Here is a 15,966-nt window from a genome sequence, read left to right on the forward strand (position 1 = left end):
ATTAATTAGGAGGTGTATCACAAATGGCAGTACCTCAACGGAGAACATCCAAGACTCGCCGTGACAAACGTCGCACCCACTTTAAGTTGGTTGTGCCGGGCATGGTGAAATGTGAACAATGCGGAGAGCTTAAATTGGCTCACCACGTATGCAAAGTTTGCGGAACTTACAAAGCTAGAGAAATCATCAAACAATAGTTTTAGTAAAAGTAGTACTTCATCATTGGTGAGGTGCTATTTTTTTTGTCAACTTTATTCATTTTCTAGGCGAAGTGGTGTCAATGCTTTATTTTTGACACGGCATGCTTTATACTACATATTAGTACCTGGTTCTAAAATAATTAATCTGATCTTATAACTTGGGCGGCAGCGGCCATCTGCGGCCAATTCAGTATGGGCCAGGAGGTGAACCGCTATCGAGCGGGTGTCCAAAAAAGAGCGTCAGCAGCATCTGCTGCTAATCATTGAGGGTAATCCTTTTGTTACGGATCGTGAGTTGACCCGGCAGTTGAAGGTCAGTATTCAGACGATTCGGTTGGATCGGATGGAGCTTGGCATTCCAGAGCTGCGTGAACGTATGAAACAAATGGCGGAGCATTCCTATGATCAGGTACGTTCCCTGCCAGCAGATGAAGTTATTGGTGATATAGTAGATTTACAGCTCGACAAGAGCGGAATATCCATATTTGAAATGCGTGAGGAGCATGTATTCTCCAGAAACGGCATTGCCCGGGGGCACTATGTGTTCGCTCAAGCCAATTCGCTTGCGGTAGCCGTGATCGATGCTGAGATTGCTCTGACGGCTTCTGCCGACATTCGTTTCGTACGTATGGTCCGTCTGGGAGAGAAATGCATCTCCAAAGCCTATGTTCGCACACTTGCGGGCCGTAAAGGTAAGGCGGAGGTAGACGTATTTACATATGTTGGTGAGGAAATGGTATTTCAGGGCCATTTTATAGTCTATCGGTCTGCAATAGAAGAATACAGCGAAGGGGGAGAGCGAAGTGCGGATCGTCATTGATGCCATGGGCGGGGACAACGCTCCTGAATGCAACGTAGAGGGTGCGTTGTCCGCGGCCGCGGAATGGAAAGATACACATATTGTGCTCGTCGGTGACGAAGCAAGATTAGAGCCGCTTCTAAAGAATAAACCGTCTAATGTGACGGTGCGTCATGCAGGGGATGTTATCAGTTCAGATGAAGAACCTGTAAAGGCGGTACGCCGTAAGAAGGATTCATCCATGGTTGTCGCCGGACGTATGGTACGTGAAGGTGAGGCGGATGCGATGATATCCTCCGGAAATACGGGCGCCTTGATGACGACGGGATTACTTATTGTCGGCAGAATGGAGGGGATAGAACGTCCGGCTCTATCCCCGATGATTCCGACACTGGATGACGTAGGCGTGCTGGCACTTGATCTGGGTGCTAATATGGATGCAAAGCCCCAGCACTTGGCACAATATGCGCTGATGGGCAGCATCTACCGTAATAAGGTGCATGGCATAGCCAAACCTCGTGTGGGATTGCTTAACGTCGGCACGGAGCCTGGTAAGGGCAATGAGCTGACTAAGGAAGCCTACCCGCTTTTGGAAGCTTTGCCGGGCATTCATTTTGTCGGTAATGTAGAAGCCCGGGATGTACTGACAGGTAACTGTGATGTACTGGTATGTGACGGCTTTGCAGGCAACATTCTGCTTAAGACGCTGGAAGGTACCGCCGGAGCAATGTTTGCTTTGCTGAAAGAACAATTCAGTATGTCGCTTAAGACAAAGCTTGGTGCAGCAATGCTTATGCCTCAACTAAGAGCTTTAAAGGGCAAGATGGATTACAAAGAGCATGGAGGAGCGCCACTGCTTGGGCTTAGCGGTTTAGTAGTGAAGGGTCACGGTTCCTCAGACGGCAATGCCGTTAAAAATGCGGTCAGACAAGCGCGAATTGCGCTTCAAGCAAACCTGGTAGCAAGCATATCCAAGGAAATTAGCGGGAAGTGAGTGACAATATGAAACAACAATTAATACCGGTTGGTATCATCGGTACAGGAAAATACGTGCCTGAGCGAATTTTAACCAATGCTGATCTAGAAAAAATGGTGGATACAAATGATGAATGGATAGTAAGCCGAACTGGTATTCGGGAACGCCATATCGCAGCTCCACATGAAGCGACCTCTGATCTTTGTTATGAAGCTTCGCTCAAAGCGTTGGAGTCTGCAGGTATGAAACCTGAGGATTTGGATCTTATTATTATAGCGACAGTTACACCTGATAGTACGGTTCCTTCTACAGCCTGCATCCTGCAAGATAAGCTGGGAGCAAAGGGGGCTGCTGCGTTTGACTTGTCCGCAGCCTGCTCGGGCTTTGTATACGGTCTGGCGACTGCAGTTGGCTTTATCCAAAACGGCATGTACAGAAACGCGCTAATCATCGGTGCGGATACTTTGTCGCGTATTACTGACTACACCGACCGCAACACCTGTGTTCTATTCGGCGACGGTGCTGGGGCTGTCGTCATTGGTGAAGTGCCGGAAGGACGCGGATTTCAGTCCTTTGATCTCGGAGCTGAAGGTGCTGGCGGTAACCTCCTAAAAGTAGAAGCCGGTGGATCACGTCTCCCTGCTTCTCAGGAGACTGTTGAAGGTAAGAAGCACTACATAAACATGAACGGCACCGAAGTATTTAAGTTCGCAGTCCGGGTTATGGGTACGGCAACCGAGAAAGTGCTTACGAAAGCCGGTATCGGTAAAGAAGATATTGATTTGTTTGTACCTCACCAAGCGAACATTCGCATTATTCAATCCGCTATGCAGCGGCTTAATCTTTCTCCGGAAAAATGCGTAATCAATGTGGACAAATACGCCAACACTTCGGCAGCTTCCATTCCGCTTGCACTGGTTGAAGCAGTGGAACAGGGTCGCACGAAGGAAGGCGACACCATTCTGATGGTTGGCTTCGGCGGCGGACTCACTTGGGGCGCCACTGTACTGATCTGGTAGAATAACTCACTTGCAGCAAAGGGGAATATATAGTCATGGGTAAAATAGCATTTGTCTTTCCCGGGCAAGGGGCTCAAGCAGTCGGCATGGGTAAGGATATTTTTGATGCATTGCCGCAGTGCCGTGCGGTATTTGAGAAGGGTGATGAAGTACTCGGTTTTCCACTGAGCACCCTTATCTTTGAAGGACCTGAAGGTGATTTGAAACAAACGGTAAACACACAACCGGCACTGCTCACAACAAGTACAGCTTATTTAACAGCTTTGCACGATCTCGGGATTAAACCGGATTATGTGGCTGGTCACAGTCTGGGTGAATATAGTGCGCTTGTAGCGGCTGGGGTGCTGTCTTACGAGGACGCGGTGAGTCTTGTGCGTCTGCGCGGCCGCTTTATGGAGGAAGCTGTACCGGGCGGCGGAGGAGCGATGGCTGCTGTTCTGGGTGCGGAGCGGGAAGCACTTGCTGAGTTATGCCGTAGTGTTTCCGAGACCAGCGGTCCCGTGGAATTGGCTAACGTCAACTGCCCCGGTCAAATCGTGGTCTCCGGTTCACAGGACGGTGTTAACGGTGTCGTGTCGCGTGTGAAAGAAGCTGGCGGCAAACGCGCCATTCCGCTTGAAGTCAGCGGACCCTTTCATTCCTCATTGATGAAGGAAGCGGCGGATCGCCTTGCAGAAGAGCTTAAGAAAGTAACCTTCCATGCGCCTGCAGTACCTGTTGTGGTGAATGTAACGGCAGCACCGGTCACTAATCCTGAAGAGATTCGTGAGCTTCTGGTGCGTCAGGTCTATTCACCTGTATTGTGGCAGGATAGTGTAGAGTGGTTGATTGCTAACGGTGTGGACACTTTTGTTGAGATTGGCTCCGGAAGCGTCCTTACGGGCCTTATACGCAAAATTGACAAAAGTGTTAAGCTGATCAACATCAACAGTCTGGAAAGTGCCCAAACGGCTTTGTAGGGCTTGAAGCTCGATGTCTAGTTACTATAGACATGATTATGAAAGGGGATTAAACAATGTTCTCAGGATTACGGGGCCAAACGGCTCTTGTTACCGGAGCTTCCCGCGGCATTGGCCGTAGTATTGCTTTGGAATTGGCCAAGCACGGTGTTAAGGTAGCCGTTAACTATGCCGGCAGTGAAGAAGCAGCACAGGAAACCGTAGCGCGTATTGTGGAGCTTGGCTCGGAGGGTATCGCACTTCGGGGAAATGTCGGTAAAAGTGATCAGGCGGAGAATCTCGTAAAAGAGACCTTGAATGCTTGGGGCCGAATCGACATACTCGTAAATAACGCCGGAATTACCCGTGATAATCTAATTATGCGTATGAAAGAGGAAGAATTTGATCAGGTTATCGAGACTAATCTGAAAGGCGTGTTTAATTGTTTGAAGTCTGTCACACGCCCTATGATGAAGCAGCGTTATGGCCGTATTATCAACATTTCCTCTGTTGTAGGTGTAACAGGTAATCCGGGTCAGTCGAACTATTCGGCAGCTAAAGCGGGGATTATCGGTTTAACCAAATCGGCGGCTCGTGAACTATCTTCACGCGGCATTACAGTGAATTGTATTGCTCCTGGCTTTATCGATACCGATATGACGCGTGAGTTGTCCGAGGAAGTTCGCGCCGGACTGGTACAGGGGATTCCTTTGGCCAGATTAGGGCGCCCGGAAGATATTGCAATGTCAGCCGTGTTCCTTGCTTCTGACGGAGCCGCCTACATGACCGGCCAGACACTTCACGTGGATGGCGGCATGTACATGTAATTATTATTGCTGTGATTTAAGCGGGATTTAACAGGGGTTGAGGTTAGCTAGAAAGCGTTTTTTACGCTCTATGGTATTTTGACCCCATATCTCGTATAATACCAAAGGAGGAGGTGAACCGGATGTCCGATGTATTGGAGCGTGTAACACGCATTGTCATCGACCGCTTAGGCGCCGATGAAGCTGAGGTAACATTAGAAGCGTCTTTCAAAGATGATTTAGGTGCTGATTCTCTTGATGTAGTAGAATTGGTTATGGAATTGGAAGATGAATTCGATATGGAAATCTCTGATGAAGATGCAGAGAAGATTACTACCGTAGGTGAAGTTGTGAAGTATGTACAATCTCATACCTAAGTTGTGATTAAAGTCCCGTACCTGCAAGGGCGGGGCTTTCTCCACATTTTTACAGTGATACCGATATACCAAGAGGTGCGTTCGCGCACCTTTCTAGGGGAAATAACAGAACCGCGGTCAGCTAGGATAACGTGGTGACTGAATATTATATAGTAGTACTTTACACAACAATTTAAGTATAAGAATTTAAAGCTTATAGGTGGGGTGAATGTCATTGAGTCATAGAGTGGTTGTTACAGGTATGGGAGTGGTGACTTCGCTGGGTAAAGATTTGGAAACGTTTTGGGACAACCTGATGAATGGGAAGTCTGGCGTATCCTTAGTTGAAGCCTTCGATGTCAGCGACTATACAACACGAATCGCATCTTCCGTTAAGGATTTTGATGCCGAGGAGCGTTTCGGACGCAAGGAAGCCCGCAAGATGGACCGTTTTGTACAGTTCGCAGTTGCTGCTGGTGAAGAAGCCTTGAAAGACAGCGGTCTTACGATCGGTGAAGATATTGATGCGGAGAGAATCGGAGTATCGGTCGGTTCTGGTATCGGTGGACTTGGAACTTGGGAAGACCAGCATAATCTGCTTTTGGAAAAGGGTCCTAAGCGTGTCAGCCCGTTCTTCATTCCAATGATGATTGCGAATATGGGTTCTGGCCAACTGTCCATTAACCTGGGCGCTAAAGGTCCTAACACAACACAAGTAACGGCCTGTGCAACAGGAAGTCATTCCATTGGCGAATCCTATCGTTTTATCCAACGCGGAGATGCAGACGCTATGATCTGCGGTGGAGCAGAAGCAACGATTCGTCCTACAGGTATGGCAGGATTCTGTGCAATGAGAGCCATGTCAACACGCAATGAGGAGCCTGAAAAGGCCAGTCGTCCGTTTGACGTTGACCGTGACGGTTTTGTAATGGGAGAAGGTGCCGGTATTCTGGTGCTGGAATCGCTGGAACACGCGGTGAAACGCGGTGCGCGAATTTATGCCGAGGTTATTGGATATGGTCTTAGTGGTGATGCTCATCACATGACAGAACCAGATCCGGATGGAGCTGCACGTTGTATGAAGATGGCCATTCGAGATGCTGGAATTGCTCCAGAAGAGATCGATTATATTAATGCGCACGGAACTTCAACACCTGTAGGCGACAGATCAGAAACGACTGCCGTTAAGAAGGCGCTGGGCGATCATGCGTACAAAGTAGCCATTAGCTCCACAAAGTCTATGACAGGACATTTACTTGGAGCAGCAGGCGGTGTGGAAGCCATCATCTGTGGATTGTCGTTGCAAAAGGGTATGATCGCACCAACGATCAACTTGGACAACCAGGATCCGGAGTGTGACCTTGATTATGTTCCGAATGTTCCGCGTAAAGCAGACTTGAACATTGTGATGTCCAACTCCTTTGGCTTTGGGGGACATAACGCAACTGTTATTTTGAAAAAATTTATTCAGTAAGGGGACCGTGCTTTTGAATGGAGATCTGAAGCAATTACAAATTCAACTTCAAATCCAATTTCACGATTCTGTGTTGCTGAAGCAGGCCTTTACCCATGCATCTTATGTGAACGAACACCGTTTTAACCAGCATCAGGACAATGAACGCTTAGAGTTTCTAGGTGACGCTGTCCTGGAGCTAACGGTTTCTGAATATTTGTACAATCTGTTACCGGATCGCCCGGAAGGCGAATTAACCAAGCTGCGGGCTGCCATTGTGTGCGAGCCCTCATTGGTCAAATTCGCTGAAACGTTGGGTTTCGGCCAATATGTACTGCTGGGCAAAGGGGAAGAACTAACGGGCGGACGTACCCGCCCTGCCCTGCTAGCTGATGTGTTCGAATCTTTCGTGGGAGCGCTTTATCTGGATCAGGGTCTGGAAGCAGCACGCAGGTTCCTGAACAACCATGTATTCCCGCTTGTAGAAACGGACGGTAAGCTGCAAATGCAGATGACTGATTTCAAGACAGAGCTGCAGGAGCTGGTTCAGCATCACGGCTTGGGTACTCTGGAATACCGGATCATTGAAGAACGAGGACCCGCGCACGAGCGTGAATTCGTGTCAGAGGTGTATATGGCTAGTCGTTCTTTAGGACGCGGCAGCGGTCGATCGAAGAAAGAAGCTGAACAGCAGGCGGCTGCTGCGGCGTTATTGCACCTGAAGGAAGATGGAGTTTGAGAACATATGATAGTTAAGGCAGAAGGATTGAAGAGAAGAGCAACAATGGTCAAGGTGCCGGCGTATGGGCGGAATCTTGACTGCTGCTGCTCTTTTTTTAAATGAGTAAGCCTAGATTAAATGCATACAAATGGCAGATAACACTGTGCTTTCTTGCATGCCAATGAGACTTAACGCTATGGTATAATGTGGTCAGAGGTGAGTGACGAGTTATGTTTTTAAAACGGATCGAGCTAGCAGGCTTTAAATCATTTGCCGACAAAACGGAAATGGAATTTGTGCGCGGCATTACAGCAGTAGTAGGGCCTAATGGCAGCGGCAAAAGCAATATTTCTGACGGCATACGCTGGGTACTCGGCGAACAAAGCGCCAAGTCGCTGCGGGGCGGCAAAATGGAGGATATTATTTTTGCCGGAAGCGATTCCCGTAAAGCGGTGAATTATGGTGAAGTCTCACTGACATTGGATAATGAGGATCATGCATTGCCACTTGATTTTAGTGAAGTGACTGTGACTCGTCGTGTTCATCGAAGTGGAGATAGTGAATATTTGATCAATAAACAATCCTGCCGTCTGAAAGATATCACAGAGCTGTTTATGGATACGGGTATCGGGCGTGAAGCTTATTCCATTATTGGACAAGGACGGATCGAAGAAATACTGAGTACCCGCTCTGAGGACCGGCGAGGTATATTTGAAGAGGCCTCCGGGATTGTAAAATATAAATCACGTAAAAAAGAGGCCGGGCGCAAGCTGGATGATACGGAGCAGAACCTGCTTCGTATTCATGATCTCATAACAGAGCTTGAGGATCAGGTAGGACCGTTGAAGGAGCAATCCGAGAAAGCAGTCCGATACAAGGAGCTGCGTGAACAGCTGAAGCACCAGGAGATTTCGGTATATGTTCATCAGATTGAAGGCATTCATACCGCGTGGCAGTCGGGCAACGCTCAACTTGAAACTCTGCGTAATGAACAGCTGGAGCTGTCAACGGTGGTATCTGCTCATGATGCCAAACTGGAAAGCGGCAGATCTGCCCTGCGTCAGCTTGAGGAACAAATTGAGAAGCTGCAGGAAGAGTTGCTGCGATACAGTGAGTCCTACGAGAAAAGCGAGGGCTATGGAGAGCTGCTGAAAGAACGTCGGCGAAATCTGGAGAATAATCGGGAGCAACTGCTGCAGACTCTCGGCTCTGTTGGGGAACGGTCAGCAGATCGGCTGCGGGAGCTAACGGAACTGGAGTCCAAACTTGAGCAGTCACAATCAGCATTGAAGATGCTTAGGGAACAATTAGCTCAGGAAGAGACCCGATTAGAAGGCGTAGCAGACGGAATTAGCCAAAGCCGTGAAGAGAAGCTGAAGAGTGCGCTCTTAGAGCTTATGAATCTCATGGCCCAGGCGCGTAATGAAATTCGTTATGCAGATCAGCAGAAGGAAACCCTCGAACGAAGAATGAGCCGCAGCGAAGAAGAAGGCGACAAATGGACATTGCGTCAAGCGGAGCTGTTAGCTGCCCAGAAGTCACTTAAGGACAAGATCACTTTATTGGGTCAAGAGCTTAGTGAATTACGTAACGGCTATATCACAGAAAGCGGACAATCAAGTACCCGGCAAAAACTATTGGAAGAAACCCAGTCAGGTCTCCGCAAGTGGGAACAGAAGCGGGAAGCACAGGTGTCCCGGCATGAGACCATGAAGGAAATGCAGGATGACTTTGACGGCTTCATGCTAGGCGTTAAGGAAGTCTTAAAGGGTTCGCGCAAAGGTCAGCTTCAAGGTGTACATGGTGCAGTTGCCGAATTGATTGCCGTTCCGGAAAAACTGGAGATGGCGGTAGAAACGGCATTAGGGGCAGCTCTACAGCATGTAGTTATGGATAACGAGTCCGTATCCCGGCAAGCGATTGCTTTCTTGAAGCAGCGTCAGCTAGGACGAGCTACCTTCCTTCCGTTGGACGTTATTCGTCCTAGACAGATTACCGGTAGTGATCGGGGATTGGTTGAAGGTGCGGACGGTTTTGTAGGTATTGGTTCAGAACTCGTTAGTTATGAAGATAAATATTCGGGTATTATAGGCAGTTTGCTGGGCAATGTTGTTATTGCGGAAAGTCTGGAGCAAGCGAATAAGATAGCTGCGAGATGCCAGTACAGGTTCCGGGTTGTCACACTGGAAGGCGATGTTGTTAATGCTGGGGGTTCGATGACCGGCGGTAGCCAACACAAGAAGAATAATAGTCTTTTAAGCCGTAAACGCCAGCTGGATCAACTGAGTAGTGAAATTGCAGAGAGTGAACGTCAAATCGCTAAGCTGAAGCAAGGAATGGTCAAGCTTCGTGAAGAACAAGAGAGCGCTGCAGAGAAGATGGAACAACTGCGTCGTGACGGGGATGAGAAACGCCTCGAAGAGCAGCGGGTAACCGGAGATCTGAAGCAGCTTGAACAGGAACTTCGTCACGTTCTTGAACAAGTCGAAAGCGCAGGATTGGCACGTAGCGGCTTCGAGAGTGAAGTTCGCGGACTTGAAGAAGCACGCTCTCAGGCAGTTGCAGAGCTTGCGCGTCTGGAAAGTGAAGAGAAAAAAGCGCACGAAGATATCCGAAATGCTGAATCCGCACGGAAGGCCAGTGAAAATGAGAAAGAAGAGCTCCAGGGCAAGCTAACTAGCATGATGGTTGCTGAGGGCAAGCTGGATCAGGAGATCTTTTCACTGGAAGAACAGCTGCGGCGTATGCGTCAGGATGCGGGGTCGCAGGATAAGGAGCTTCGTCAGAGCCGCAATCTGTTGAATACGATTGAACAGGATCTGGCAACCAATGCTGCTGAGGCGGTTAAGCAGAAGGAAGACTTGAACAGTTATCTTCTCAAAAAAGAAGGAACGGCCAGCACTCTTGACTATAGTCGGGCAGAAAGAGCTGCACTGTCACGCAAGCTGGAATTGGAAGAAGGCGAAACAAAGGATCAACGTCAAGCTTTGAGATCCGTTGAAGACCGGCTGCGCAGTACAGAAGTATCTGTAGGGAGACTGGACGTGGAGCTGGATAATATTTTGCGCAAGCTCAGCGATGATTACGAATTGAGCTATGAATTAGCCAAGCAAAGATATCCTGTTCCTGAGGATGTTCCTGCGGCTCAAGCAGACGTTCAAAGGTTGAAACGCAGTATCTCCGCGCTCGGCGAGGTCAATCTCGGTGCTATAGAGGAGTACCAGCGTGTACATGAGCGTTTTACTTTCCTCAGTGAGCAGAAGAATGACTTGGTAGAAGCTAAAACAACGTTGTATCACGTTATCCGTGAAATGGAAGAAGAAATGTCCAAACGCTTTAAGCAGACATTTGATGCTATCCGCCGCGAATTTGGGACGGTATTCTCCAAGCTGTTTGGCGGTGGCAGAGCGGATCTTATGCTGCTGGATCCAGACAATATGCTGGATACCGGTATTGATATTGTCGCTCAGCCTCCGGGCAAAAAGCTGCAAAACCTGCAGCTGTTATCCGGTGGAGAACGGGCGCTTACGGCCATGGCCTTGTTGTTTGCTATCTTGCAGGTGAAGCCGGTTCCGTTCTGTGTGCTTGATGAAGTAGAAGCGGCGCTCGATGAGGCGAATGTGGTTCGTTTTGCCCAATATTTGCGTGAGTTTTCTGAACAAACGCAATTCATCGTGGTTACGCACCGTAAAGGGACTATGGAAGAAGCGGATGTTCTGTATGGGGTAACTATGGAAGAAGGCGGTGTATCGAAGCTCGTCTCCGTACGGCTTGAGGATGATGAAGCAGAGATTGCATAGTGTATTATAATTGATTTTTTTGGAGTGGAGGGAACGATTATGAGCTTCTTTAAAAAGATAAAAGAGAGTATTTCAGGAAAAACGGAAAGCGTGACAAAACAGTTCCGCGACGGGTTAGAAAAAACACGTAAAGGCTTCGTTGAAAAGGTATCGGATCTGATTATCCGCCGTAAGAAAATTGATGAAGAATTCTACGAGGAACTGGAAGAAATCTTAATTGGTGCTGACGTTGGAGTGAATACGGTAATGAAGCTCGTCGAAGAGTTACGTGCTGAGGTGAAGAAGCAGCGGATTGAAGATGCTAGCGAACTGCAGCCCATATTGTCCCGTAAGTTAATGGAATTGCTGCGTGGAGATGATGATAACTCTCTCAATGAGAACAAGGATGGAATCACTGTCATTCTGTTCGTGGGTGTGAATGGTGTCGGTAAGACGACTACTATTGGCAAGCTGGCTCACCGTTACAAGCAAGAAGGCAAAAAGGTGCTTTTGGCCGCAGGAGATACTTTCCGCGCCGGAGCGATTGAGCAGCTTGAGGTATGGGGAGCTCGGGCCGGTGTAGATGTGATCAAGCAGCAATCCGGATCTGACCCAGCCGCTGTGATGTTTGATGCGGTACAAGCTGCCAAGCAGCGAGGCGTTGACGTCTTAATCTGTGACACCGCTGGTCGATTGCAGAATAAGAACAATCTTATGGAAGAGCTGAATAAGATCTTTCGCGTAATTCAACGGGAGATCCCGAGCGCTCCACACGAGGTTCTCATGGTTCTGGATGCAACAACAGGACAAAACGCACTCAGTCAAGCCAAGCTTTTCGGGGAAAAGAGTGGAGTTACCGGTTTGGTTCTGACTAAACTGGATGGAACGGCTAAAGGCGGAATTGTGGTAGCGATCCGTCAGGAATTGAACATTCCTGTGAAGATGGTAGGTTTAGGTGAAAAAATGGAGGATTTACAGCCTTTTGATTCCCAGCAATTTGTTCATGCTTTGTTTGCGGGATTAATTGACGAGGAATTAGCTGAGGATCAAGAGAAACAATAACACAATAGCGCTATAACAGCTGAGAACTACAACATGACGCCGGTGAAACTACCGGCGTTTTGCTATGTCCATCCTTACTATAAACATACATATAAATAAAACATTACATGAAAAATTCATAATAGTAATGCTTGTCTTCGCTTCTGCATACAATTGATGTGTGATCTATGTCCAAGCTCCATATTTACACCTAATAGAGAAAGGAAGCGATTCCATAAACGGGAAATGATTAAAAGGTACCTTTTCCCTGTTATATATATTGACATGCGTAGGAGCATTTACGTATGATGATGTTGTAAACCAATATTATTTGGATCTTTTTCCTAATCTATACGAATGATTTGTTAATAAACATTACATTTAGATGAAAGGGAGTCGGGCTCATGTCCAAACTAGATCCATTGCCCGGTCTGTCTCCGTATCCGCTTCATCATTACTTTGATGAAATGTATGCTGATGAACGAAGTATCCGGCCTCATTACAAACATGTGAACCGTATGTTTTCCGGGATGAGCCCCGAAGAGCTGCAAGGCAAGCAAAAATTGATGCAGCGTCGGATGATGGAAGAGGGAATAACCTTTACACTGTATAACCCTGCTCAGGATCAACCCATGGAACGCACCATTCCCTTTGATATGATCCCGCGTATTATCCCCAAAGGAGAATGGGAGAAGCTTGAGGCAGGAATTGTCCAGCGTATCACCGCCCTGAATCTATTCATTCATGACATCTACCATGAGCAGTATATTGTGAAGGATGGCATTGTCCCGCGGAGAATGATCATTTCCAACTGCTATTTCCGGCCTGAAATGACAGGACTTCGAGTTCCCGGTGGAGCCTATATATCAACCTCAGGAATAGATCTTATACGTCATCATGACGGTGAATACTACGTACTTGAAGATAATTTACGTACCCCTTCCGGGTTCTCTTATTTATTTAAAGGTAGAACATTGATGAACCAGTTGTTTCCTGAAATTTCTTTTGCCAACTCGATTCGCGATGTGGACCACAGCTTAAACCGCTTTTTATCCGTATTAAGAAGCTTGTCCCCTTCGCGTAAGCAGGACCCGGTCATAGCTCTGTTGACTCCTGGAGAATACAACTCTGCATATTATGAGCATGCCTTTCTGGCACAGCAGATGGGTATACATCTCGTAGAAGGACGAGATTTGGTTGCAAAGGATCATAAGATTTATCTGAAGGAAATGAAGGGGCTGCGCCGTGTGGACGTGCTCTACCGTCGTCTGGATGATGATTTTATTGATCCGCTAGCCTTTCAGCCTGATTCCTTATTGGGTGTTGCGGGGCTTATGAATGCCTACCGGGCAGGTAATATAGCGATAGCTAATGCGCCAGGTACAGGTGTTGCTGACGATAAGGCAATGTATGTATATGTACCGGATATGATTCGTTACTATATGAATGAAGAGCCCATCCTGAACAATGTCCCAACCTACCTGATGTCAAGGCCTGAGGAACGTCAGTATGTTCTGGATCATCTGCCTGAGATGGTAATTAAAGAAACCTCGCTATCCGGAGGATACGGCATGTTGATTGGTTCCGAAGCGACAAAAGAAGAACAGGATATGTTCCGGTTGAAAATTCTAGCCGAGCCTGAACGATACATCGCACAGCCAATTATGTCGCTGTCTCGAGCGCCTGTACTTTCAGGAGGAACTTTGACTCCTCGTCATATTGATCTTAGAGCATTCGTGCTTATGGGAGCAGACCGCAGGCCTCATGTTGTCCCCGGTGGACTCACCCGTGTTGCGATGAGAGAAGGATCACTTGTTGTAAATTCCTCTCAGGGTGGTGGTGTCAAGGATACCTGGGTTATGACTTGAAGCATCACTATGTAGGATAAGGGAGTGGCTGACGATGCTGAATCGCAATGCGGAAGCTTTGTTTTGGATAGGCCGGTATATTGAACGGGCAGAGAATCACGCTCGTTTGATAGATGTTCATTATCATATTCAGCAGGAAGAGGACTTTCGAGAGGAAGGTAATAAGTGGTCCAGACTGATTGATGCTCTAGGGGTTAGACAAGAATATATGCAGCAGTTCGAGAATTTCTCGGAAGGGGATGTGTTATCCTTCATTACGTTGGACCTTGGGAACTCAAACTCCATATTCTCCTGTGTGCACCAAGCCCGCAACAATCTCAGAACCTTGCGTCAGCATTTGCCAAGTGAGTTGTGGGACATTGCCAGCAGCTTCAATCTATGGCTTGGGGAATGCTCTGTAGCCGATATAATGAAGGGACCTCATCAATTCTACCGTCAGATTAAGGACCGGGCAGCTATGTTCCTTGGGACTGAACAATCTGTTATGCTGCGTGGAAATGAGTGGCATTTTATTGAGAGCGGACGTTTTCTGGAGCGGGCGGAGAATACAACAAGGATTCTACAGGCTGTAACTTCATCATGCAAAAATAAAGATTATCCCGGTATCTATATTCAACTGCAAGCCGTATTAAAATCGGTCAGCGGGTATCAAGCCTTTCGTTATTATTATGCGGATGCCTTTGCTCCGGAGGGTATCTTGGAGTTCCTGATTGCGAATTCATCTTTCCCGCGTTCGGTGAGATTCTCCTTCCATAAGCTGGAGGAGCATCTGGCGAAGCTGGAGCTGGACTCCTCGGAGAAAGGTTCCGGACATGAGAAGGTTATCCGTCAGGCGGGTAAGATCAAGGCTGATCTGGATTATATGGAAAAGGAAGATATGTCTGAAGATTCAGTAGAAGAAGTGTTGAAGTCGTTAATGGAATCCTGTTTAAGATTGGGTAAAACGATGGAAGGCGCCTTTTTTCGACGCGAAGGAATCTCGGCATGAAGATCGAAATCAATCACACAACCACTTACAGCTATCCGGAACCTGTTACAGACAGTGTCAATGAGATCCGGCTTACGCCGCGGACTAACTACAGGCAATCCTGCTATCATCATGAGGTGGAGGTGTATCCGCCAGCTAATCTTCTTACGTATGAGGACTTCTTTGGCAACAGAGTGCATGCCTATTCGGTGAACAAGCCGCATAAGGAAATGATCATTCACACCAAAGCGACAGTAGTAACGTTGGATAAGGAACAGGGTGTGGATCTGCCGCGCCTCCCCTTGGAGAAGCAGGTCTCTACACTAAATGACGAGAAGTTTCAAAACCGTTATATCGAATTCATCCTTCCAACACGATACACGGAGGTAACCCGTGAACTGGTCGAATTTGCTTCACAGCATCCTTTTGACGAGGCAGAAGATATGTACGAATGGACGAAGCGGTTATCCTCGACCATTTATGAACAATTTACTTACGATCCTGAGGCTACAAGTGTCAACACAACTGTCAAAAGAGCACTCAAGCTTAAGCGCGGTGTCTGTCAGGATTACGCCCACTTAATGATCGCTGTCTGCCGAAGTGTCGGATTACCGTCCCGATACGTAAGCGGTTATCACTTTGTAGGGGATCTTCAAGGAGGGAATGCGAATTTCGAACAGGCTTCCCATGCTTGGGTGGAGACTCACATTCCCGGGACCGGCTGGCTCGGTTTTGACCCTACTAATAATGTTGAAGTGAACTGGCGTTATATTAAGCTGGGCCATGGACGGGATTATAAGGATATTGTTCCTGTAAAAGGGGTCTATCGCGGTGGTCCCGGGAAGCTTACAGTGAAGGTAGATGTGCGGCAGTTAGACAATTAAAGCTAGGACCAAACCACAGCCCTCTGATAACTTTATCAGGGGGTTTAAATTCGTGCAGGAGTCACAAATTCCATACAAATTTGTTATCCAATGATTAAAATGAAGGGTCTTTGGGGTAATCTTGAAGCATAGCCATTAGCATGGATGTGAAAGGAGAGC

At 47.6% G+C, this 15,966-nt stretch carries 14 protein-coding genes; all 14 read left to right on the plus strand.

What is annotated here, in order from left to right:
* The first annotated feature begins 23 nt into the window (after positions 1-23).
* The 14 genes from rpmF to J2T20_RS16245 all read left to right on the plus strand — a co-directional run bounded on the left by rpmF (position 24) and on the right by J2T20_RS16245 (position 15,807).
* Positions 24-197 (plus strand): 50S ribosomal protein L32, encoded by a 174-nt coding sequence (gene rpmF / locus J2T20_RS16180; RefSeq protein ID WP_019911234.1) that lies wholly within the window; start codon positions 24-26, stop codon positions 195-197.
* Positions 198-423: 226 nt separating this feature from the next.
* Complete coding sequence (gene fapR / locus J2T20_RS16185) at positions 424-1,020, plus strand: transcription factor FapR (protein ID WP_307590047.1); 597 nt, start codon at positions 424-426, stop codon at positions 1,018-1,020.
* A complete protein-coding gene (gene plsX / locus J2T20_RS16190; RefSeq protein WP_307590049.1) occupies positions 1,004-1,993 on the plus strand; it encodes a phosphate acyltransferase PlsX in 990 nt (329 codons plus the stop codon). The genes fapR and plsX overlap by 17 nt, the downstream gene beginning before the upstream one ends.
* Positions 1,994-2,001: 8 nt before the next feature.
* The gene (locus J2T20_RS16195; RefSeq protein WP_307590051.1) at positions 2,002-2,994 is read left to right on the plus strand and encodes a beta-ketoacyl-ACP synthase III; all 993 of its coding nucleotides are present in this window, start codon (positions 2,002-2,004) and stop codon (positions 2,992-2,994) included.
* A 35-nt stretch (positions 2,995-3,029) separates the two neighbouring features.
* Positions 3,030-3,953 carry an ACP S-malonyltransferase gene (fabD, locus tag J2T20_RS16200; protein ID WP_307590053.1) on the plus strand — a complete coding sequence of 308 codons (924 nt, stop codon included), beginning with the start codon at positions 3,030-3,032 and terminating at the stop codon, positions 3,951-3,953.
* Between the two features lie 56 nt (positions 3,954-4,009).
* Positions 4,010-4,759 (plus strand): 3-oxoacyl-[acyl-carrier-protein] reductase, encoded by a 750-nt coding sequence (fabG, locus tag J2T20_RS16205; RefSeq protein WP_307590055.1) that lies wholly within the window; start codon positions 4,010-4,012, stop codon positions 4,757-4,759.
* A 122-nt stretch (positions 4,760-4,881) separates the two neighbouring features.
* Complete coding sequence (gene acpP / locus J2T20_RS16210) at positions 4,882-5,115, plus strand: acyl carrier protein (RefSeq protein WP_036655282.1); 234 nt, start codon at positions 4,882-4,884, stop codon at positions 5,113-5,115.
* Between the two features lie 214 nt (positions 5,116-5,329).
* Complete coding sequence (fabF, locus tag J2T20_RS16215; RefSeq protein WP_307590194.1) at positions 5,330-6,568, plus strand: beta-ketoacyl-ACP synthase II; 1,239 nt, start codon at positions 5,330-5,332, stop codon at positions 6,566-6,568.
* 13 nt (positions 6,569-6,581) lie between these two features.
* Entirely contained in the window at positions 6,582-7,286 is a 705-nt protein-coding gene (rnc, locus tag J2T20_RS16220) for a ribonuclease III (protein WP_036655285.1), read from the plus strand.
* Between the two features lie 212 nt (positions 7,287-7,498).
* Positions 7,499-11,068, plus strand: coding sequence for a chromosome segregation protein SMC (gene smc / locus J2T20_RS16225; protein WP_307590057.1), 3,570 nt, complete (start codon positions 7,499-7,501; stop codon positions 11,066-11,068).
* A 39-nt stretch (positions 11,069-11,107) separates the two neighbouring features.
* Positions 11,108-12,109, plus strand: coding sequence for a signal recognition particle-docking protein FtsY (ftsY, locus tag J2T20_RS16230; protein ID WP_307590059.1), 1,002 nt, complete (start codon positions 11,108-11,110; stop codon positions 12,107-12,109).
* Positions 12,110-12,492: 383 nt separating this feature from the next.
* Positions 12,493-13,956, plus strand: coding sequence for a circularly permuted type 2 ATP-grasp protein (locus J2T20_RS16235; RefSeq protein WP_307590061.1), 1,464 nt, complete (start codon positions 12,493-12,495; stop codon positions 13,954-13,956).
* Between the two features lie 34 nt (positions 13,957-13,990).
* Positions 13,991-14,944, plus strand: a complete 954-nt coding sequence (locus J2T20_RS16240) for an alpha-E domain-containing protein (protein WP_307590063.1) — start codon at positions 13,991-13,993, stop codon at positions 14,942-14,944.
* Positions 14,941-15,807: a transglutaminase family protein gene (locus J2T20_RS16245; RefSeq protein WP_307590065.1), complete on the plus strand. Its 867-nt coding sequence runs from the start codon at positions 14,941-14,943 to the stop codon at positions 15,805-15,807. The genes J2T20_RS16240 and J2T20_RS16245 overlap by 4 nt, the downstream gene beginning before the upstream one ends.
* Positions 15,808-15,966 lie beyond the last annotated feature (159 nt).

Source organism: Paenibacillus wynnii, from assembly GCF_030812855.1.
Taxonomy (GTDB): Bacteria; Bacillota; Bacilli; order Paenibacillales; family Paenibacillaceae; genus Paenibacillus_AQ; species Paenibacillus_AQ wynnii_A.

Bases quoted from the DNA above. Each gene is read 5' to 3' on its own strand.
- rpmF (WP_019911234.1), top strand. From the start codon at position 24: ATGGCAGTACCTCAACGGAGAACATCCAAGACTCGCCGTGACAAACGT.
- J2T20_RS16195 (WP_307590051.1), top strand. From the start codon at position 2,002: ATGAAACAACAATTAATACCGGTTGGTATCATCGGTACAGGAAAATAC.
- fabD (WP_307590053.1), top strand. From the start codon at position 3,030: ATGGGTAAAATAGCATTTGTCTTTCCCGGGCAAGGGGCTCAAGCAGTC.
- fabG (WP_307590055.1), top strand. From the start codon at position 4,010: ATGTTCTCAGGATTACGGGGCCAAACGGCTCTTGTTACCGGAGCTTCC.
- acpP (WP_036655282.1), top strand. From the start codon at position 4,882: ATGTCCGATGTATTGGAGCGTGTAACACGCATTGTCATCGACCGCTTA.
- smc (WP_307590057.1), top strand. From the start codon at position 7,499: ATGTTTTTAAAACGGATCGAGCTAGCAGGCTTTAAATCATTTGCCGAC.
- ftsY (WP_307590059.1), top strand. From the start codon at position 11,108: ATGAGCTTCTTTAAAAAGATAAAAGAGAGTATTTCAGGAAAAACGGAA.
- J2T20_RS16235 (WP_307590061.1), top strand. From the start codon at position 12,493: ATGTCCAAACTAGATCCATTGCCCGGTCTGTCTCCGTATCCGCTTCAT.
- J2T20_RS16240 (WP_307590063.1), top strand. From the start codon at position 13,991: ATGCTGAATCGCAATGCGGAAGCTTTGTTTTGGATAGGCCGGTATATT.
- J2T20_RS16245 (WP_307590065.1), top strand. From the start codon at position 14,941: ATGAAGATCGAAATCAATCACACAACCACTTACAGCTATCCGGAACCT.